Source organism: Hydrogenophaga luteola (assembly GCF_042648585.1).
In the GTDB taxonomy this organism is placed as follows: domain Bacteria; phylum Pseudomonadota; class Gammaproteobacteria; order Burkholderiales; family Burkholderiaceae_C; genus Hydrogenophaga; species Hydrogenophaga luteola.
The window spans coordinates 887,035-905,823 of the sequence record NZ_JBHRXX010000002.1 but is presented as its reverse complement, the minus strand read 5'-3'; the positions used below and the strand labels follow the sequence as shown (position 1 = coordinate 905,823).

Here is an 18,789-nt window from a genome sequence, read left to right as displayed (position 1 = left end):
AGCCATGATAGGAGCGCGCCCCGGGCGGCGGTAGAGGCGGCGCCCCATGCCGGGGCACCGCCTGTCGCCTGGGGCTCAGTCGTAGCTGATCGCGTCCGCGAACTCGAAAACCCCCGGGTTGCGCACCGGGTCCACCCCCACTGGAATCACCGACTTGGGCGGGTACTTGCCCTCCAGCAACAGCTTCGAGAGCGGGTTCTCGATTCGCTGCTGGATCGCGCGCTTGAGCGGCCGGGCACCGAACACCGGGTCGAAGCCGACCTTGGCCAGTTCGCCCAGCGCCGCGGGAGACACGTCCAGCCGCAGGTCCATCTTCTGCAGGCGAGCCTGCAGGGCCTTGAGCTGGATGCCGGCGATCGACTCGATGTGCTTCGCGTCCAGACCGTGGAACACCACCGTCTCGTCGATGCGGTTGAGGAACTCGGGCCGGAAGTGGTTCTTGAGTTCGCCCCAGACCGCGTCCTTCACGTCCTCGTAGCTGTCGCCTACCATGGCCTGGATCAGGTGCGAGCCGATGTTGCTGGTCATGACGATCACCGTGTTCTTGAAGTCCACGGTGCGGCCCTGGCCGTCGGTCAGGCGGCCGTCGTCCAGCACCTGCAGCAGCACGTTGAAGACGTCCGGGTGGGCCTTCTCCACCTCGTCGAGCAGCAGCACGGAATACGGCTTGCGGCGCACGGCCTCGGTCAGATAACCGCCCTCCTCGTAGCCCACGTAGCCGGGCGGCGCGCCGATCAGGCGGGCCACCGAGTGCTTCTCCATGAACTCGCTCATGTCGATGCGCACCAGGTGCTCCTCGCTGTCGAACAGGAAGCCTGCCAGCGCCTTGCACAGCTCGGTCTTGCCCACGCCGGTCGGGCCCAGGAACAGGAAAGACCCGGTTGGCCGGTTCGGATCGGACAGGCCCGAGCGCGAGCGGCGAATGGCATTGGCCACCGCGCTGATGGCCTCGTCCTGGCCGACCACGCGTTCGTGCAGCTTGGTTTCCATCTGCAGCAGCTTGTCGCGCTCACCCTGCATCATCTTGGACACCGGAATGCCGGTCGCGCGGCTGACCACTTCGGCGATCTCTTCGGCGCCGACCTGGGTGCGCAGCAGCTGGCGCGCCGGCCCGGCGTCGGCCTTGCCGGCCTCCTTCGCCTGGGCTTCATGGAGCTGCTTCTCCAGCTCGGGCAGCCGGCCGTACTGCAGCTCGGCCACCTTGTTGAAATCGCCCTTGCGTTTGAGTTCCTCGATCTGCAGCTTGACCCGCTCGATCTCTTCGCGCACGTGCGCGCTTCCCTGCGCCTGGGCCTTCTCGGCCTTCCAGATCTCTTCCAGATCGGCGGCTTCCTTCTGCAGCTCGACGATTTCCTCGTCGATCAGCGCCAAGCGCTTCTGCGAGGCCTCGTCGGTTTCCTTCTTCATCGCCTCGCGCTCGATCTTGAGCTGGATCAGCCGACGGTCCAGCTTGTCCATGACCTCCGGCTTGGAGTCGATCTCGATCTTGATCTTGGCCGCGGCCTCGTCGATCAGGTCGATGGCCTTGTCGGGCAAGAAGCGGTCAGTGATGTAGCGGTGGCTCAGCTCGGCCGCGGCCACGATGGCCGGGTCGGTGATGTCCACACCGTGGTGGACCTCGTACTTTTCCTGCAGCCCGCGCAGGATGGCAATCGTCTGCTCCACGGTCGGCTCATCGACCAGCACCTTCTGGAAGCGGCGCTCCAGCGCAGCGTCCTTCTCGATGTACTTGCGGTACTCGTCCAGCGTGGTCGCGCCGATGCAGTGCAGTTCGCCACGTGCCAGCGCGGGCTTGAGCATGTTGCCAGCGTCGATGGCGCCCTCGGCCTTGCCGGCGCCCACCATGGTGTGGATCTCGTCGATGAACAGGATGATCCGGCCCTCGTCCTGCGCCACCTCTTTCAGCACCGACTTCAAGCGCTCTTCGAACTCGCCGCGGTACTTGGCGCCGGCCAGCAGGCCCGCCATGTCCAGCACCAGCACGCGCTTGTCGCGCAGGGTTTCGGGCACCTCGCCGTTGACGATGCGTTGCGCAAGGCCCTCGACAATCGCCGTCTTGCCCACGCCAGGCTCGCCGATCAGCACCGGGTTGTTCTTGCTGCGGCGCTGCAGCACCTGGATGGCGCGGCGGATCTCGTCGTCGCGGCCGATCACCGGGTCCAGCTTGCCCTGGCGGGCGCGCTCGGTCAGGTCCAGGGTGTACTTCTTGAGCGCCTCGCGCTGGCTCTCGCCTTCGGGCGAATCCATCTTCTGGCCACCGCGCACGGCTTCAATGGCCGCTTCCAGGCTCTTGCGCGAGAGGCCGTTCTCGTTGGCGATGCGCCCGATCTCGCCCTTCTGGTCGGCCACGGCGAGCAGGAACAGCTCACTGGCGATGAAAGCGTCGCCGCGCTTGATGGCTTCCTTTTCGGTCGCCTGCAGCAGCTTGATCAGGTCCGGGCCGGGTTGCACCTGCTCCTGGCCCTGCACCTCGGGCAGGCGGTTGACCGCGTCTTCGGTGGCCTTGGTCAGACCCGGCACATTGACGCCCGCGCGCTGCAGCAACGACTTCGGTCCATCGGCCTGGCGCAACATGGCCAGCAGCAGGTGGGCCGGTTCGATGTAAGCGTGGTCCTTGCCCAGGGCCAGGCTCTGGGCCTCGCCCAGGGCTTCCTGGAACTTGGTGGTGAGTTTGTCGAGACGCATGTTGTGATGCTCCGAAATGCTTGAACTGACGGGCATGTGGCGCTGACCGCCACCATTTCAAGACCTTGCGCCGGTCGGGGTCCAGCGGCGTTGACCCAGGTCAACGGTCAGGCCAGATCCGGCGCCGGGCCGCCCCAAGCCGGATCAGCCCCCTTGGGGGCAGCAACCCGCGAAGCGGCGGAGCGTGGGGGCTATCCCGCCCGCCAGTAGGCGTAGGACCAGGCGGTGGTCATGCCAGCTCTGCGGTACAGCGCCAAGGCGGGCTCGTTGGACGCGTCCACCTGCAGAAAGGCCCGGGTGATGCCCCGTCGCTGCGCCTCCAGGGCCATGGCACGGATCATCCGCCCCGCCAGCCCCCTGCCCCGCCGGCTGGCGGCCGTGCGCAAGCCGTGCATGCTCAGCCAGCCCTGGGCGAAACAGGCGGCGCCACAAGCCAGGGTCTCGCCACCACCCTCTCTAAGGCTGACGAAGAGCATGCCCTCGGCGCGGGACAGCGCCTTCGAGCGGCTTGCCCCGTCCACCGGGTCGAGTCCCTCACCCAGAAACATGGCCATCCAGGCCGCATCAGGGCGCGGGTCCAGCGACACCCCGTCGGTGTTCGGCGCCAGCGCCAGCAGGCCATCCAGCGCACCGGTCTGGGTCAGGGTAGGCTGCTCGCGCCGGAAGCCCTGGGCCCGGAGCTCGGGCCACCAGGGCTCGAACTCCGGCACGTCGGGCAGGCGCAACACCGGTCTCAGGCCGGCATCCCGGTAGCGCTGAACAATGGTGTCGATCAACGCCGGGGGGTGAGCTTCGTGGTGCAGAGGCACCGCACTGTGGGCGCGACCAACCGTGCCGTGGTCCATGGGCAGCAGCCAGCCGTCCAGCGCCTCCACCCGTTCAGGCGCCACCGCCGTGAGCGTGGCCCGTTCGATGGATTCGATGTCGGCGACGGTCAGCGGCATGGACGCCTTCACAGCCCTTCAGGCGTTGTTCGAGGCAATGCCCCACTTGGCCAGCGCGGCGTCGTCGCTGACCCGCGCATCGACCCAGCGCGCGCCCTCGGGCGTCTGTTCCTTCTTCCAGAACGGCGCCTGGGTCTTGAGATAGTCCATCAGGAACTCGCAGGCCTGGAAGCTTTCGCCGCGGTGGGCCGAGGTCACGGCCACCAGCACGATCTGGTCCAGCGGTTGCAGCAGGCCGACGCGGTGGATGACCCGGGCGCCCAGGATGTCGAAGCGCTTGAAGGCCTCGTCGATCATCTGCTCGATGGACTTCTCGGTCATGCCCGGGTAGTGCTCCAGCTCCAGGGTGCTGACGCTCTGGCCATCGTTGCGGTCCCGCACGGTGCCCACGAATGTGCAGACCGCACCGACGCCCTTGTGACCAGCTCGCAACCGGGCCACCTCGGCAGACAGGTCAAAGTCTTCGGTCTGGATGCTGACACGGGCGTTCATGCTCAGCCTCCGGTGACGGGTGGGAAGAAGGCCACCTCGGCGCCGTCCGTCAAGGCGGCCGATTCGTCGGCCATGGTCTGGTTGACCGACACGCGCACCGCACGCCCGCGCGCCAGCGCCTCGGCGTAGGCACCACCACGTGCGATCAGTTCATCGCGCAGCCCGGCCAGCGTGGCCGCTGCGGTTTCGACGGATTCGCTGCCGGAGCCAATGGCCTCGCGGATGGAGGCGAAATAACGCAGATGGATCTTCATGCGAGCAGGTCCGAAAGAGAGATGTAGTTCACGAGGTCACCACGGGCGATGGTGTTGCCGGCCGGGTTGTCGACCAGACCATCGCCCCACACGGTCGAGGTCAGCACGCCCGAGCTCTGGTTGGGGAACAGGTCCAGGCCACCGTCGGCATTGCGGCGCACCCGCAGGAATTCGCGGCGCTTGTCGGCGCGCGGCAAGTCGAAATCGGCGCGCAGCCGCATGGTCATGAACGCCGGCTGGTAGACCGGTTCAGCCGCACCTTGCAGCTTGAGCAGAAAGGGCCGCACCAGCAGCAGGAAGGTGACATAGCTCGACACCGGGTTGCCGGGCAGGCCGATGAAGTGGCAGTGGCCTTGGGCGCCTGCGCCGGCCCCTGCGTCGCGGCGCACCGTGCCATACGCAAACGGCTTGCCCGGCTTCATCGCGATCTGCCACAGGTCCAGGCTGCCCAGTTGTTGCACAGCAGGCTTGATGTGGTCTTCTTCGCCCACCGACACGCCGCCGCTGGTGAGGATCAGGTCATGGTGGTCGGCAGCGGTCTTAAGGGCGGCCAGCGTCGCCTCGCGCCGGTCGGGCACGATGCCCAGATCGCTGACCTCGCAGCCCAGACGCTCCAGCAGCACGCGCAGGAAGAAGCGGTTGCTGTTGTAGATGGCGCCCGGTTTCATCTCTTCGGGCGGCACCTCGCCGGGCATGACCAGTTCATCACCGGTCGAAAACAGCGCCACCCGCGGCTTGGCGGTCACCCGCAGCTGCGCCGCGCCGATGCCGGCCGCCAGGCCCAGGCTTGCGGCCGACAGGCGCGTGCCGCGCGGCAGCACCACGGCGCCTCGTGTCACGTCTTCTCCGGCGCGGCGGATCCACTGGCCGGGCTCGGGGATGGCGTCGATGTGCACGGCATGGAAATCGCCGCCGACCTCGCGCGTGTCTTCCTGCATCACGATGGCGTCCGCGCCAGGAGGCACCGGAGCGCCCGTGAAGATGCGGGCACAGGTTCCAGACTGCAGAGGCTGCGCCGCATGACCGGCGGGAATGCGCTGGCTGACCGGCAGCACCACGCCCTTCTCGGTGATGTCGGCCAATCGCACCGCATAACCGTCCATGGACGAGTTGTCCTGCGGCGGCACGTGCAGAGCCGACACCAGGTCCTCGGCCAGCACACGCCGGTCGGCCAGCACTGTGGCCAGGGTCTCGGTGGCCGCGAGAGGTGTCGCCCGTGAAAGCAGGTCGGCCAGCGCGGCGTCCAGCGCCATCAGGGGTTTGCGGACAGGTTGGGGAGCGTTCATGGTCTTGGAGGCAGCGCCCCGGCCGGCTTGGCCAACGCAGTGGCGATCAAACGTAGGCTTCGGGGTCGTAGTCGAAACGGTCCTCATTGTCGATCAGCCAGACCGCCACCGCATCGGGATCGTCCAGATCCAGCCGCGGGCGCAGGGTGTCCTCGGGCAAGGCATCGGCCAGTGGCAGCGCGATGGCCGCCACAAAGGGGTCGTCCGGGTACCGGACCGGTTGGGTGGTGGCTGCACGCCAGACCTCGATCTTGAGCAGGTTGCTGTCGCGCCAGCCTTCGACCAGCACCCAATCCACCCCGGGATGCAGCGCCGGGATCAGCTCGTGCACCGTGCGCTCCAGGGGTCGTTCGAAGCTGCGCTGCAGCACCAGCCGGTCGGGCGACGCGGCCAGCACCTCGTAGGCACCGGCCTCGCGGTGGCGCCAAGTGTCCTTGCCCGGCTGGTCGGTTTCCAGCCCGCAGTGCGCGTGCTTCATGACCGACACACGCAGACCCCGGGCCTTGAGGGCCGGGATCAGTCGCTCGATCAGGGTGGTCTTTCCCGCGCCCGACGATCCTGCAAAGCCGACGACCTTCATGGGCCAGCTCAGTCCGTCAGACCGGACAGTGATCGGTGATGTAGCGCTTGACCGCAACCGCGTCCGCACCCATCACCTGCACGCGCTTGGGCAGGGCCTCGATGCCGTCGAATTTCGCCGGTCTCTGGGGATCGCGCCCCAGCGCTTCGCGGATGGTCTCGGCGAACTTGATAGGCAGCGCCGTCTCCAGCACCAGTACGCGCTCGCCGGGCTGGCGCAGCTCACGCGCCACCTTCACGCCATCGGCGGTGTGCGTGTCGATCATCACGCCGTGTTGCTCGAAAGTGGCCTTGATGGTGGCCAGGCGGTGGGCGTGCGTGCTCTTGCCGCTGACGAAGCCGTAACGGCTGGCGGCCTGTTCAAACAGGGGATCGGCGCCCAGGTCGAAGCGGCCGTGCAGGCGGAGCTCATCGTCGAACAGGCGCTTGGTACGCGCCGCATCGTGACCGAGCAGATCGAACACGAAACGCTCGAAGTTGCTCGCCTTGGAGATGTCCATCGACGGGCTGGAGGTTTCGTAGGTGTCGGCGCTGCCGCGCACGCGGTAGGTGCCGGTGCGGAAGAACTCGTCGAGCACGTCGTTCTCGTTGGTCGCAACGATCAGACGACCAATCGGCAGTCCCATCTGGCGCGCCACGTGACCGGCGCAGACGTTGCCGAAGTTGCCCGAAGGCACAGCAAAGCTCACCTTTTCATCGTTGGACTTCGTCGCATAGAAGTAGCCAGCGAAGTAGTACACCACCTGGGCCAGCAGACGCGCCCAGTTGATCGAGTTGACGGTGCCGATCTTGTACTTGCGCTTGAAATCCAGGTCGTTGGACACCGCCTTGACGATGTCCTGGCAGTCATCAAACACGCCTTCGATGGCGATGTTGTGGATGTTGGCGTCCATCAGGCTGAACATCTGCGCTTGCTGGAACGGGCTCATGCGGCCGTGCGGGCTGAGCATGAAGACTCGCACGCCCTGCTTGCCACGCATCGCGTACTCGGCCGCGCTGCCGGTGTCGCCCGAGGTCGCGCCCAGGATGTTGAGCTGCTCGCCACGGCGTGCCAGTTCGTACTCGAACAGGTGACCCAGCAGCTGCATGGCCATGTCCTTGAAGGCCAGCGTCGGGCCGTTGGACAGGGCTTCGAGCTGCAGACCAGCTTCCAGCGCGGTCAGCGGCACGATCTCCTTCGTGCCGAAGACATCGGCCGTGTAGGTCTTCGCGCACAGCGCCTTCAAATCGGCAGCCGGGATGTCGTCGATGTAGAGCGATAGCACCTCAAAAGCCAGCGCGGCATAGCCCTGCTCGGCCAGCACTGAGCGCCAGCGCGTCAGAGTGGCTGCGTCGACCCGCGGGTAGGCCTCGGGCAGGTACAGGCCTCCATCAGGGGCCAGGCCCTCAAGCAGGATTTCGCAGAAGCGCTTGCGGTCCGAGTGGCCGCGGGTCGACAGGTACAGCATCTCAGTTCAGCTCTTCCTTGCGGATGCGGGTGATGGGCGCCAGAACGGACGGCAGGTCTTGCATCTGCGCGATCACATCGTTCATGGTGCCTTCGCGCGTGTCGTGCGTCAGGATGATCAGGTCGGTAGAGGTCGCGCCCTCGCCGCCCACTTCGTCGGCCTCGCGCTGCAGCACCGCATCAATGCTCACGCCGGCACCGGCCAGCAGACCGGTCACCTGGGCCAGCACGCCCGCCTGGTCGGCCACGCGCAGACGCAGGTAGTAGCTGGTCACGACCTCGCTCATCGGCAGCACGACGGCATCACTCATGGCATCGGGCTGGAAGGCCAGGTGCGGCACGCGGTTGAGCGGATCGGCGGTGTGCAAGCGGGTGATGTCCACCAGATCGGCGATCACGGCCGAGGCGGTCGGTTCGCTGCCGGCGCCCTTGCCGTAGTACAGCGTGGTGCCCACGGCGTCGCCATGCACCACCACCGCGTTCATCGCGCCCTCCACGTTGGCAATCAAGCGTTTGGCCGGCACCAGACTGGGGTGCACGCGCAGTTCCACGCCCTTGTCGGTGCGCTTGGTGATGCCCAGCAGCTTGATGCGGTAGCCCAGCTGCTCGGCGTAACGGATGTCGACTGCCCCCAGCTTGGTGATGCCTTCCACGTAGGCTTTGTCGAACTGCACCGGGATGCCGAACGCGATGGCGCTCATCAGCGTGGCCTTGTGCGCCGCGTCCACACCCTCGATATCGAAGGTCGGGTCGGCCTCGGCGTAGCCCAGGCGTTGCGCTTCCTTGAGCACCACGTCGAAGTCCAGGCCCTTGTCGCGCATCTCGGACAGGATGAAGTTCGTCGTGCCATTGATGATGCCGGCAATCCATTGGATGCGGTTGGCGGTCAGGCCTTCGCGCAGGGCCTTGATGATGGGGATGCCACCCGCCACCGCGGCCTCGAAGGCCACCATCACGCCTTTGGCCGACGCAGCCGCAAAAATCTCGGTGCCGTGCACAGCCAGCAGCGCCTTGTTCGCAGTGACTACGTGCTTGCCGGCGGCAATCGCTTCGAGCACCAAGGCCTTGGCAATGCCGTAGCCGCCGATCAGCTCGATCACGATGTCGATCTCGGGGTTGGCGATCACCTGACGGGCATCGTTCACCACCTTGACATCCGGACCCACAACGGACTGCGCACGTGCCACGTCCAGATCGGCCACCATGGTGATTTCAATGCCGCGGCCGGCACGGCGCTGAATCTCTTCCTGATTGCGCTTGAGCACGTTGAACGTGCCGCTGCCCACGGTGCCAATGCCCAGCAGGCCTACTTGGATGGGTTTCATGCTTGACTCATTTCCAACAAAAAACTCGAGCGCTGTTCGCCCTGTCCGATATTGACAGCCGGCGGTGCGGGCATTGATGACATTGCCCGACAGCATTGATGATCAGTTGCCTGTGCCGTGGCGATGGCGCCACTGCTCCAAGAACTTGGCCAGGCGGTTGATGGCCTCGCGCAAATCGTCTTCATGCGGCAGGAACACGATGCGGAAATGCTGGTTATCCGGGTAATTGAACCCCGAGCCCTGCACCAGCATCACGCGGGTCGCCCGCAGCACCTCCATGAAAAACTGCCGGTCGTCCTCGATCGGGTAAACCTTGGGATCTAGCCGCGGAAACATGTACAGCGCCGCCTGCGGCTTCACGCAGGTCACACCCGGGATCGCGGTGATCAATTCGTAAGCCAAGTCGCGCTGGCGGCGCAAGCGCCCCCCCTCCTTGACCAGGTCGTTGATGCTCTGGTAGCCACCGAGTGCAGTTTGGATCGCCCACTGACCCGGCACGTTGGAGCCGAGCTTGAGGTTGGCCAGCATGTTGAGGCCTTCGATGAAGTCCTTGGCGATCTCCTTCGGACCCGACAACACCATCCAGCCGGCGCGATACCCGCACGACCGGTAGGCCTTGGACAGCGAGTTGAACGTCAGTGTCAGCACATCGGTGGACAGGCTCGCCATCGCGGTGTGTTTCACACCTTCGTACAGCACCTTGTCGTACACCTCGTCGGCCAGCAACACCAGGCCGAACTCGCGCGCCAGATCGACCATGCCCTTGAGCAGTTCGTCGCTGTAGAGCACCCCGGTCGGATTGTTCGGGTTGATGACCACGATGCCCTTGGTGCGCGGCGTGATCTTGGCACGCATGTCCGCCAGGTCCGGCTGCCAGCCGTTGCTTTCGTCGCAGCGGTAGTGCACCGGTGTCCCGCCCGACAGGCTGGTCGCAGCGGTCCACAGTGGGTAGTCGGGCGACGGCACCAGCAGCTCGTCACCATTGTCCAGCAGCGCATTGGCCGCCATCACAATCAGTTCGCTGGCACCATTGCCGAGATAAATGTCTTCCAGCGTCACACCCTGCACACCCTGCTGCTGGGTGTAGTGCATCACCGCCTTGCGTGCGGCAAAGATGCCTTTGCTGTCCGAGTAACCCGCCGAGTTCGGCAAGTTGCGGATCATGTCCTGCTGGATTTCCTCTGGGGCGTCAAATCCGAATGGTGCCAGGTTACCGATGTTCAGCTTGATGATCTTCTGGCCCTCATCCTCCATCTGCTTGGCTGCGTCGACGATCGGGCCCCGAACGTCATAGAGCACATTGGCCAGCTTGGCGGATTTCTGGATCGGTTTCAAAGTCCCTCCGGACAGGTGAGGCAAGGTGTTGGTGGTTGCGGGCAGGCGCGCGCTAAGATCGCAACCCGTTCGGGGAAAACCCATGATTTGACCACAGTTCGTCTGTACACCTCCGCCCCCGGACAGACGCCACGGACCCAATGAAACTTCATGCAGACAAGCCTGACCAGCTGTCCGTCACCGCCCATGGCGACGGATGGATTTCCGTCAATGGCGAGAGGTACAGCTCCAGCGTGGTGCTGCTGGCTTCGGGATCCGTTCGTCCCTGGGGCGTGACACGTCTTGAAGAACTCACCGCCGAGCATTTTTCGGAACTCATCGGGAGCAACGCCTATCCTCCTGAACTGGTGCTGCTCGGGTCCGGCTCCCGGCTTCGTTTTGTGGCCCCCGCCTTGCTGCGACCGCTCATCGAACAACGTATTGGCGTGGAGACCATGGACACCCCGGCCGCCTGCCGAACCTTCAACATCCTTGCAGGCGAAGGCCGGCGCGTGGTAGCGGCCCTGCTGATCGAAGCCTGACGCCCGACCCCTGGTTCGGGGTAAAATAGCCGATTGTTTTCCCGCAGCTGCCAGAGAGTGGCTGTCGCCCAGGGAGGGCGACGGGAAGACCAACGCATCTCCACCAACCTACGTCAGGGGTCCACGCAGCATGGCAGTCGTTGTCAACAAACCCATTCCCGAATTTGAAGCCATGGCCACCGGCGGCATCAAGGTCAGCAACCAGTCGCATGTGGGCCAGACGGTGGTTCTGTATTTTTACCCCAAGGACAACACGCCTGGCTGCACCACCGAGGCCATGCAGTTCCGCGACAAGTACAAGGATTTCGTCAAGGCGGGTGCGCAGGTGTTTGGCGTTTCCCGAGACAACATGAAGTCGCACGACGACTTCAAGGCCAAACTGGAACTTCCGTTCGAGCTCATCGCCGACACGGAAGAAAAGATGTGCCACATGTTCGGCGTGGTCAAGAACAAGATCATGTACGGCAAGAAGGTGAAGGGCATCGAGCGCAGCACCTTCCTGATCGGCGCAGATGGCGTGCTCAAACAGGAATGGCGGGGCCTGAAGGTTCCGGGCCACGTGGAAGAAGTTCTAAAGGCTGTCAAGACCCTCAAAAAGGCCGCCTGAACCCGATTCGGGAGGGTCATTTCAGTCGTGCATAATGGGTTCATGACCCAGGTCAGACCGATTGAATCCACGCCTCTCCGATTGCCTTGCCTCACGCAAAGCCGCCCGGTTTTCCTGGCGGCTTTTTCGTTTTCCGGTCCGCGCTGAACCTCTTCCCACATGCCACTGCCCCCCGCTCCATCCAAACGTGCCGCCCTGCTTGCTCCCGAGGCCTACAACCTGAAAGCCGGTGTCGACAGCTTCGACGAGTTCCCGGTGTCTGCCCCTGCGCCTTCCCCGCATCAGGAGCCCCGTCAGACATCAACCCCCGCCGCTGCTGGTAGCACCAAGAAGAGGACGAAATCGGCCAGCACCAGTCCTCGCCTGGTATCGGCCCTTGTGGAGGCGGAGACGTCTGCACCGATTGTCCCTGTGACACGCACGGCGAAACACCCCGAGTCAGCCCCCACCAATCCAGTCGAACCTGTGCGTCGCAAATTACCCAGGGCAGCAGCCAGCAATGGTCCTGCCAGGCTGTTTGTGCTGGACACCAACGTGCTCCTGCACGACCCGATGAGCCTGTTCCGCTTCGAAGAACACGACATCTACCTGCCGATGATCGTGCTCGAAGAGCTCGACGGTCACAAGAAGGGCATGACCGAGGTCGCACGCAATGGCCGCCAGACCAGCCGCACGCTGGACGCGCTCGCCGCCCAGGCGGGCGGGGACATGACCAAAGGCCTGAAGCTGTCGGCCACCGGCAATGCATCCGCTCGTGGCCTGCTTTTCTTCCAGACGGAACCGCTGGACACCCAGCTGCCGACCAGCCTTCCACAAGGCAAGGCGGACAACCAGATTCTGGGTGTGGTGCAAGCGCTGCGTGACAAGCACCCGCAGCGGGAAGTCATTCTGGTGTCCAAGGACATCAACATGCGTGTCAAGGCCCGAGCCCTGGGCCTCGCCGCGGACGACTACCAGAACGACAAGACGCTGGACGACGGCGAACTCCTGTACTCAGGCGCCCTGGCACTGCCACAGGACTTCTGGACCCGCCAGAGCAAGACCATCGAAAGCTGGCAGAGTGGCAGCCACACCTTCTACCGGGTCAGCGGGCCGGCGGTCACTCAGTTCCACATCAACCAGTTCGTCTACTTTGAAGCGCCAGGCGAGCCCTCGCTCTACGCGCGAGTGACCGAAATCCGCGACAAGACCGCCGTCCTCAAGACCCTCAAGGACTACACACATCTCAAGAACGCCATCTGGGGTGTCACCAGCCGCAACCGTGAGCAGAACTTCGCGCTCAATCTGCTGATGGACCCGGAAATCGACTTCGTCACCTTGGCTGGAACCGCCGGGACAGGCAAGACGCTGATGGCCTTGGCCAGCGGTCTCACCCAGGTACTGGACGATCGCCGCTACACCGAAATCATCATGACCCGTGCCACGGTCAGTGTGGGTGAGGACATCGGTTTTCTGCCAGGTACCGAGGAAGAAAAAATGGGCCCCTGGATGGGAGCACTCGACGATAACCTGGAGTTCCTGGCCAAGGGCGATGCTGGAGGCGCAGGTGAATGGGGGCGCGCCGCCACCAACGAGCTGATCCGCAGCCGCATCAAGGTCAAGAGCATGAACTTCATGCGCGGCCGCACCTTCATGAACAAGTACGTCATCATCGACGAAGCGCAGAACCTGACGCCCAAGCAGATGAAGACTCTGATCACGCGCGCCGGTCCAGGCACCAAAATCATCTGCATGGGCAACCTGGCCCAGATCGACACACCCTACCTGACCGAAGGGTCGTCAGGTCTGACCTATGCGGTCGACCGCTTCAAGGGCTGGCCGCACGGAGGACACATCACACTGGCGCGCGGGGAGCGCTCGCGGCTGGCTGACTTCGCCTCAGAAGTCCTGTAAGCCAGGCACCCAACAAAAGAAAAGCCCGACTCTGTTGGGCTTTTCTTTTTGGATCAAGGCGATGGGCGGCCGCCTTGTTCAGTAGTCGTCTCCGCCCATGCCGCTTCCCGCCAGCGTCTCGAAGCGCGTAAGCATGTTCAGGAAGGCGAGCTTCACGGTGCCGGTCGGGCCGTTGCGCTGCTTGCCAATGATGATCTCGGCCACACCTGGTTCCTTGCAGGTTTCGCGGTTGTAGTACTCGTCTCGGTAGATGAACATGATGATGTCCGCATCCTGCTCGATGGCACCGGATTCGCGCAGGTCGGACATCATGGGGCGTTTGTCGGTGCGTTGTTCCACCGAGCGGTTGAGCTGCGACAACGCAATCACCGGACACTGCAGCTCCTTGGCCAGCATCTTCAGACCCCGCGAAATCTCGCCCAGCTCGGTCGCCCGATTGTCACCGCCCGAAGTGCTGGAGCCGCTCATCAGCTGCAGATAGTCGACGACGATCAAGCCCAGCTTGCCGCACTGGCGCGCCAGACGTCTTGCGTTGGCACGCAACTCGCTTGGCGTGAGACCCGGGGTTTCGTCGATGTGCAGAGACACATTGCGCAGCTTCTCGATCGCCTCGGTCAGACGCGGCCACTCGTCGTCGGTCAGTTTGCCGGTGCGCAGGTGCCCCTGATTGATGCGGCCGATGGAACCGACGATACGAACCGCCAGCTGGGAGGCGCCCATTTCCATGGAGAACACGGCCACCGGAAGGCCTTCGTTGAGTGCCACGTGCTCCGCGATGTTGATGGCGAACGCGGTCTTGCCCATGGAAGGTCGGGCCGCCAGCACCACCAGATCGCCAGCCTGCAGACCCGAGGTCATGCGGTCCAGGTCGATGAAGCCGGTGGGCACGCCCGTGATGTCGTTGGGGTTGTCGGCCATCTCCTGCACACGATCCAGCAGGTCCACCACCAGGGTGTCCATGCCCTGGAAGCCCTCCTTCATCCGCGAGCCCTCCTCGCCGATCTTGAAGATCTTCTGCTCGGCTTCGTCGAGGATCTTGGCAACCGGCCGGCCCTGCGGGTTGAAGGCATTGGTGGCGATCTCATCGCTGGCTGCGACCAGCTTGCGCAGGATGGCGCGCTCGCGCACGATCTCCGCGTAGCGTCGGATGTTCGCTGCGCTAGGCACGTACTGCGCCAGCGAGTTCAGGTACGCCAGCCCACCTGCCTCGTCGGCCTTGCCCAGGTTCTGCAGGTGCTCGTACACCGTCACCACGTCGGCGGGCTTGCTGGCGTTGACCAGTGCCGCAATCGCTGAAAACGTCAGACGATGCTCGTAGCGGTAGAAGTCCGAGTCGTTGATGAGGTCGGCCACACGGTCCCAGGCGCCGTTGTCCAACAGAAGCCCGCCCAGCACACTGGATTCGGCCTCGATGGAGTGCGGGGGCACCCGCAACTGGGCCAACTGCTGGTCTGGGGAGAAACCCACCTCGTCCAGTCCAGCATCGAAAGAAGAAAACGGGGTGGAAAAGACGTCTGCCATGGCGTTCCTGTGAATCCTGAAATGGTACGCCCGACCTACCACACTGTCATGGGACAAGTCTGTGGACAAGGCGTGCAAAGTCTGGGGACGGCGCGGGAAAACCCTGCGCAAGAAAAAAGGCCGCTGACCCGAAGGCAGCGGCCTTTGCGGGACGGCAGCAGCCGTCCGAAGTATCAGGCGGTTTCGCCCAGCACCGTGACGGCCACGTCGACCGTGACGTCTGTGTGCAGGTTCACGCTCACGGTGTACTCGCCAACGGTCTTGAGCGGACCGTTGGGCATGCGCACCTGGGACTTCGCCACAGCGAAACCCTGCTTATTCAGCTCTTCGGACACGTCGTGGTTGGTGACAGAACCGAAAAGGCGGCCGTCCACGCCGGCCTTCTGGCTCAGCTTGAGGTTCACGCCGGCGATCTTCTCTCCCAGAGCCTGGGCTTCGGCGAGCTTGGCGGCGGCGGCCTTTTCAAGATCGGCACGGCGGGCTTCGAACTCGGCCACGGCGGCTTGCGTGGCGCGACGTGCACGGCCGGCGGGAATCAGGAAGTTGCGGGCGTAGCCGTCCTTGACCTTGACCACATCGCCCAGGGCGCCGAGGTTGACAACTTTGTCGAGCAGAATGATTTGCATGTGAGTCTCCCTATCAGACGCGATGCTGGTCGCTGTACGGCAGCATGGCCAGGAAGCGGGCGCGCTTGATGGCGGTGGTCACCTGGCGCTGGTAGATCGCACGGGTGCCGGTCAGGCGGGCGGGGATGATCTTGCCGTTCTCGGAAATGAAGTCGCGCAGGACGTCCACGTCCTTGTAGTCCACTTCTTCCACACCGGCGACGGTGAAGCGGCAGAAGCGCTTGCGCTTGAACAGCAGCGATTGGGTGTTGCGCTTGGGGCGCTTGTCTTTGTTGAAACGTTTCGGTGCAGCCATGATGGGCCTTTCCTATGTCTTGCTGAAATCTTGGATATGGAACACAACGCCTTTGCCGTTGCGCGAGTTGGCCATGAAGCCCTGAAACCTGCCCGCCATCTCGAGACTTTGCCTTGAGAGCGTCTCGGCCAACGCACCGAATGCGACAGCCTTGAGTTGCAGCTTCACGGCTCGCGGGACATCCAGCTCTACAACCGTGGACTCATGCTCGAGCACGAGATTGACGGCAGGTACGCCAGCCGGCGTGTAGCGCAGGCTCTGGACCTGCACCACCGTGGCCGACAGTTCGAACCGGTTGATGCCCGTTGGCGACGTCACGCTCCGGAATCAGGCCTCGGCGCGCTGTTCGCGGCCTTCGCGCTGCTCGGGCGCAGCCAGCTTCCGGGCTTCCTCGCGCTCGACCGCCTTCATCATGCTGGAAGGACCGGTCTCGGCCTTCTTCTTCTGCACGGTCAGGTGGCGCAGCACAGCATCGTTGAACTTGAACGCGTGTTCCAGTTCGCTCATCACAGCCTGATCGGCTTCGATGTTGACGCACAGGTAGTGGGCCTTGGACAGCTTGTTGATCTGGTAGGCCAGCTGACGGCGACCCCAGTCTTCAACGCGATGAATCTTGCCACCGCCAGTGGTGATCATGCCCTTGTAGCGCTCCAGCATGGCCGGAACTTGTTCGCTTTGATCCGGGTGGATCAGCAAAACGATTTCGTAATGACGCATGGACTCTCCTTGTGGATGGAAAACAGCCGCCCCCGGCGTCAACACGGGGTGCGGCAAGGCGAAGCCCATGATTCTAACAAAAAAGGCGGGCCGCAACAGCAACCCGCCTTCGGAACAGGTCCACCGGGCACACCGGCGGACTGGGCACTCTCAGCCGAGCTTCAGGTTTGGATAGCGGACGTGCTCCACCAGCTCCTGGATCTTTCGACTAGGAGCCGGCGTGATCAGGCTGACCACAATGATCACCAAGAAACCAACCGGTACCCCGAAGACGCCAGCAGAGATAGGCTGGATGCCATACCAGAGCTCAACCGGCGAGGTCACACCGAAGACACCGCGCAGCCAGGGCTGGGTGGTCACCATGTAGTAGAAAGTGATACCAAGTCCCGCCACCATGCCCAGGGAGGCGGCGACACCAGTGGCTCGCTTCCAGAAGATGCCCAGCACCAGGGCCGGGAAGAACGCCGCAGCTGCGAATGAGAACGCCGCCGACACCAGGAACAGGATGTCCGCCGGTTTCTGCGCCGCAACATAGGCCGCCATCAGCGCGACGATCAGCAGCAGCATCTTCGAGATGGTCACCCGGCGGGCCGTGGAGGCATTCGGGTCGATCATCTTGTAGTACAGGTCATGCGACAGCGCGTTGGCGATCGTAAGCAGCAGGCCGTCGGCCGTCGACAGCGCCGCTGCCAGACCACCTGCGGCCACCAGACCCGAGATCACGTACGGCAGGCCACCGATTTCGGCGGTTGCCAGCACGATGATGTCGCCGCCGATGCTCATCTCATTGAGCTGCAGGATGTTGTCCTTGTTGATGTCGGTCACCGACAGCAGCGACGCATCCACCTTGCTCCACGCCGCCACCCACTGGGGCAACTGATCGAATGGCGTACCGATGAGTACGTGGAACACCTCGTACTTGACCAGCACCGCCAGCGCAGGCGCCGTGAAGTACAGCAGGAAGATAAAGAACAGCGACCAGGTCACCGACTGGCGGGCCTCCTTCACGCTGGGCACCGTGTAGTACCGCATGAGGATGTGAGGCAAGGCGGCCGTACCGATCATCAGGCAGAAGATCAGGGCCAGGAAGTTGCGCCGCGACTCGTTGTAGGTCTTCTGGGCCTTCTCGTCGCCGTTCGGGTCGCCCGAGAACTGCGCTGCGTGCGCGGGCATGCCATTGAGCGGTTTGGCCTTGTTTTCAGCAGCCGTCTTCGCGGCAGTCCATGCCTTCTTGGCCGCCGCTTCGTCCTTGGGCACCGCAGCCAGCGCCTTCTCGGCAGCCGCGATGTCCGCAGCGGGTGCATTGGCGGCGCGCAGCTCGGCCAGTTTGGCCTCGGCAGCGGCCTTGTCAGCAGCCAGCGCGTTGGCAGGGTCCTTGAGCTTGGCGTCCAGATCGGCGGCGCGCTTCTTGTAGATCTCGCGCACCTCCAGCTCCTTGGCGTCGTTGGTCAGCAGCTTTTCCTTGGCCGTGACCTTCTCCAGTTGGAAGCCGTAGACGGCTTGCGGCACCGGCACGCTGGTCTGCTTCACCGACAGCCACACGACGGGAATCATGTAGGCCACGATCAGGATGATGTACTGCGCCACCTGGGTCCAGGTCACCGCGCGCATGCCGCCCAGGAACGAGCAGACCAGAATGCCGCCCAGTCCCAGGAAAATGCCCAGCTCGAAGGCCACACCGGTCAGGCGCGACGTGATCAGGCCCACGCCGTAGATCTGCGCCACCACGTAGGTGAACGAGCAGAGGATGGCTGCCACGATGCCGATGAATCGCGGCAGGTTGCCACCGTACCGCTCACCCAGGAAGTCGGGAATGGTGAACTGGCCGAACTTGCGCAGGTACGGCGCCAGGAACAGCGCGACCAGGCAGTACCCACCTGTCCAGCCCATGATGAATGCCAACCCGCTGTAACCCGTCAGGTAGAGCGTGCCGGCCATGCCGATGAACGACGCCGCGGACATCCAGTCGGCACCGGTCGCCATGCCGTTGTAGACCGCGGGCACCCGGCGCCCTGCCACGTAGTACTCGGCAGCGTCGGTCGTGCGGCTCATGATGCCGATGCCGGCATACAGACCGATGGTCGCGAGCAGGAAGATGAAGCCGATCCACTCGCGGGACAGCCCCATCTGTTCGAGGATGGCCAGCGTCACCACAAAGATGAAGAAGCCCCCGGTGTACCAGGTGTAGACCTTGTTGAGCTGCTGCTTGAAGGCCTTGTTGGAGCCTCCGGCAGCGCCTGCAGTTTCAAACATGCCTGCCAT

Annotated in this window: 17 protein-coding genes and 1 pseudogene; 3 read left to right on the top strand and 15 right to left on the bottom strand. The window is 64.0% G+C overall.

The annotated features are described in order from the left end of the window. Positions 1–75: 75 nt before the first annotated feature. The 9 genes from clpB to ACFOPI_RS08060 all read right to left on the bottom strand — a co-directional run bounded on the left by clpB (position 76) and on the right by ACFOPI_RS08060 (position 10,347). Complete coding sequence (gene clpB / locus ACFOPI_RS08100) at positions 76–2,685, bottom strand: ATP-dependent chaperone ClpB (RefSeq protein ID WP_382172783.1); 2,610 nt, start codon at positions 2,683–2,685, stop codon at positions 76–78. Positions 2,686–2,876: 191 nt separating this feature from the next. After that, complete coding sequence (locus tag ACFOPI_RS08095) at positions 2,877–3,629, bottom strand: GNAT family N-acetyltransferase (RefSeq protein ID WP_382172781.1); 753 nt, start codon at positions 3,627–3,629, stop codon at positions 2,877–2,879. An 18-nt stretch (positions 3,630–3,647) separates the two neighbouring features. Beyond that, complete coding sequence (gene moaE, locus ACFOPI_RS08090) at positions 3,648–4,121, bottom strand: molybdopterin synthase catalytic subunit MoaE (RefSeq protein WP_382172779.1); 474 nt, start codon at positions 4,119–4,121, stop codon at positions 3,648–3,650. A 2-nt stretch (positions 4,122–4,123) separates the two neighbouring features. Next, a complete protein-coding gene (moaD, locus tag ACFOPI_RS08085; RefSeq protein WP_382172777.1) occupies positions 4,124–4,375 on the bottom strand; it encodes a molybdopterin converting factor subunit 1 in 252 nt (83 codons plus the stop codon). Next, on the bottom strand, positions 4,372–5,661 hold the full coding sequence (locus ACFOPI_RS08080; protein WP_382172775.1) for a molybdopterin molybdotransferase MoeA: 1,290 nt from the start codon (positions 5,659–5,661) through the stop codon (positions 4,372–4,374). Before ACFOPI_RS08080 ends, moaD begins: the two co-directional genes overlap by 4 nt. Before the next feature lie 46 nt (positions 5,662–5,707). Continuing rightward, positions 5,708–6,241 carry a molybdopterin-guanine dinucleotide biosynthesis protein B gene (gene mobB, locus ACFOPI_RS08075; RefSeq protein ID WP_382172773.1) on the bottom strand — a complete coding sequence of 178 codons (534 nt, stop codon included), beginning with the start codon at positions 6,239–6,241 and terminating at the stop codon, positions 5,708–5,710. Positions 6,242–6,257: 16 nt separating this feature from the next. Then, positions 6,258–7,688: a threonine synthase gene (gene thrC, locus ACFOPI_RS08070; RefSeq protein WP_382172771.1), complete on the bottom strand. Its 1,431-nt coding sequence runs from the start codon at positions 7,686–7,688 to the stop codon at positions 6,258–6,260. Between the two features lies 1 nt (position 7,689). Further along, on the bottom strand, positions 7,690–9,012 hold the full coding sequence (locus ACFOPI_RS08065; protein WP_382172769.1) for a homoserine dehydrogenase: 1,323 nt from the start codon (positions 9,010–9,012) through the stop codon (positions 7,690–7,692). 102 nt (positions 9,013–9,114) lie between these two features. Then, the gene (locus ACFOPI_RS08060) at positions 9,115–10,347 is read right to left on the bottom strand and encodes a pyridoxal phosphate-dependent aminotransferase (RefSeq protein ID WP_382172767.1); all 1,233 of its coding nucleotides are present in this window, start codon (positions 10,345–10,347) and stop codon (positions 9,115–9,117) included. Between the two features lie 140 nt (positions 10,348–10,487). Between ACFOPI_RS08060 and ACFOPI_RS08055 the strand changes: the two genes are divergently transcribed. From ACFOPI_RS08055 to ACFOPI_RS08045, 3 genes and pseudogenes are all read left to right on the top strand, one after another. Next, positions 10,488–10,868 (top strand): Mth938-like domain-containing protein, encoded by a 381-nt coding sequence (locus tag ACFOPI_RS08055; RefSeq protein ID WP_382172765.1) that lies wholly within the window; start codon positions 10,488–10,490, stop codon positions 10,866–10,868. Positions 10,869–10,998: 130 nt separating this feature from the next. Further along, positions 10,999–11,475, top strand: coding sequence for a peroxiredoxin (locus ACFOPI_RS08050; RefSeq protein WP_066154557.1), 477 nt, complete (start codon positions 10,999–11,001; stop codon positions 11,473–11,475). Positions 11,476–11,970: 495 nt separating this feature from the next. Beyond that, positions 11,971–13,368 (top strand): annotated as a pseudogene (locus tag ACFOPI_RS08045) (PhoH family protein); the annotation flags it as partial. Between the two features lie 78 nt (positions 13,369–13,446). On the opposite strand, the gene dnaB reads toward ACFOPI_RS08045, so the two are convergent. The 6 genes from dnaB to ACFOPI_RS08015 form a co-directional block, all read right to left on the bottom strand. Further along, positions 13,447–14,889 carry a replicative DNA helicase gene (gene dnaB / locus ACFOPI_RS08040; protein ID WP_382172763.1) on the bottom strand — a complete coding sequence of 481 codons (1,443 nt, stop codon included), beginning with the start codon at positions 14,887–14,889 and terminating at the stop codon, positions 13,447–13,449. Between the two features lie 173 nt (positions 14,890–15,062). Then, positions 15,063–15,515: a 50S ribosomal protein L9 gene (gene rplI, locus ACFOPI_RS08035; protein WP_066154565.1), complete on the bottom strand. Its 453-nt coding sequence runs from the start codon at positions 15,513–15,515 to the stop codon at positions 15,063–15,065. Positions 15,516–15,528: 13 nt separating this feature from the next. Further along, complete coding sequence (gene rpsR, locus ACFOPI_RS08030; protein WP_066154570.1) at positions 15,529–15,810, bottom strand: 30S ribosomal protein S18; 282 nt, start codon at positions 15,808–15,810, stop codon at positions 15,529–15,531. Positions 15,811–15,822: 12 nt separating this feature from the next. Further along, the gene (gene priB / locus ACFOPI_RS08025) at positions 15,823–16,128 is read right to left on the bottom strand and encodes a primosomal replication protein N (RefSeq protein WP_382172760.1); all 306 of its coding nucleotides are present in this window, start codon (positions 16,126–16,128) and stop codon (positions 15,823–15,825) included. 9 nt (positions 16,129–16,137) lie between these two features. Further along, entirely contained in the window at positions 16,138–16,527 is a 390-nt protein-coding gene (gene rpsF / locus ACFOPI_RS08020) for a 30S ribosomal protein S6 (RefSeq protein ID WP_066154575.1), read from the bottom strand. A gap of 150 nt (positions 16,528–16,677) precedes the next feature. Beyond that, on the bottom strand, positions 16,678–18,789 hold the full coding sequence (locus ACFOPI_RS08015; RefSeq protein WP_382172758.1) for a sodium:solute symporter family protein: 2,112 nt from the start codon (positions 18,787–18,789) through the stop codon (positions 16,678–16,680).

Excerpts from the sequence above, each read along its gene's own strand:
- clpB (WP_382172783.1), bottom strand. The coding sequence starts at position 2,685 with ATGCGTCTCGACAAACTCACCACCAAGTTCCAGGAAGCCCTGGGCGAG.
- ACFOPI_RS08095 (WP_382172781.1), bottom strand. The coding sequence starts at position 3,629 with ATGCCGCTGACCGTCGCCGACATCGAATCCATCGAACGGGCCACGCTC.
- moaE (WP_382172779.1), bottom strand. The coding sequence starts at position 4,121 with ATGAACGCCCGTGTCAGCATCCAGACCGAAGACTTTGACCTGTCTGCC.
- moaD (WP_382172777.1), bottom strand. The coding sequence starts at position 4,375 with ATGAAGATCCATCTGCGTTATTTCGCCTCCATCCGCGAGGCCATTGGC.
- ACFOPI_RS08080 (WP_382172775.1), bottom strand. The coding sequence starts at position 5,661 with ATGAACGCTCCCCAACCTGTCCGCAAACCCCTGATGGCGCTGGACGCC.
- mobB (WP_382172773.1), bottom strand. The coding sequence starts at position 6,241 with ATGAAGGTCGTCGGCTTTGCAGGATCGTCGGGCGCGGGAAAGACCACC.
- thrC (WP_382172771.1), bottom strand. The coding sequence starts at position 7,688 with ATGCTGTACCTGTCGACCCGCGGCCACTCGGACCGCAAGCGCTTCTGC.
- ACFOPI_RS08065 (WP_382172769.1), bottom strand. The coding sequence starts at position 9,012 with ATGAAACCCATCCAAGTAGGCCTGCTGGGCATTGGCACCGTGGGCAGC.
- ACFOPI_RS08055 (WP_382172765.1), top strand. The coding sequence starts at position 10,488 with ATGAAACTTCATGCAGACAAGCCTGACCAGCTGTCCGTCACCGCCCAT.
- ACFOPI_RS08050 (WP_066154557.1), top strand. The coding sequence starts at position 10,999 with ATGGCAGTCGTTGTCAACAAACCCATTCCCGAATTTGAAGCCATGGCC.
- dnaB (WP_382172763.1), bottom strand. The coding sequence starts at position 14,889 with ATGGCAGACGTCTTTTCCACCCCGTTTTCTTCTTTCGATGCTGGACTG.
- rplI (WP_066154565.1), bottom strand. The coding sequence starts at position 15,515 with ATGCAAATCATTCTGCTCGACAAAGTTGTCAACCTCGGCGCCCTGGGC.
- rpsR (WP_066154570.1), bottom strand. The coding sequence starts at position 15,810 with ATGGCTGCACCGAAACGTTTCAACAAAGACAAGCGCCCCAAGCGCAAC.
- rpsF (WP_066154575.1), bottom strand. The coding sequence starts at position 16,527 with ATGCGTCATTACGAAATCGTTTTGCTGATCCACCCGGATCAAAGCGAA.
- ACFOPI_RS08015 (WP_382172758.1), bottom strand. The coding sequence starts at position 18,789 with ATGGCAGGCATGTTTGAAACTGCAGGCGCTGCCGGAGGCTCCAACAAG.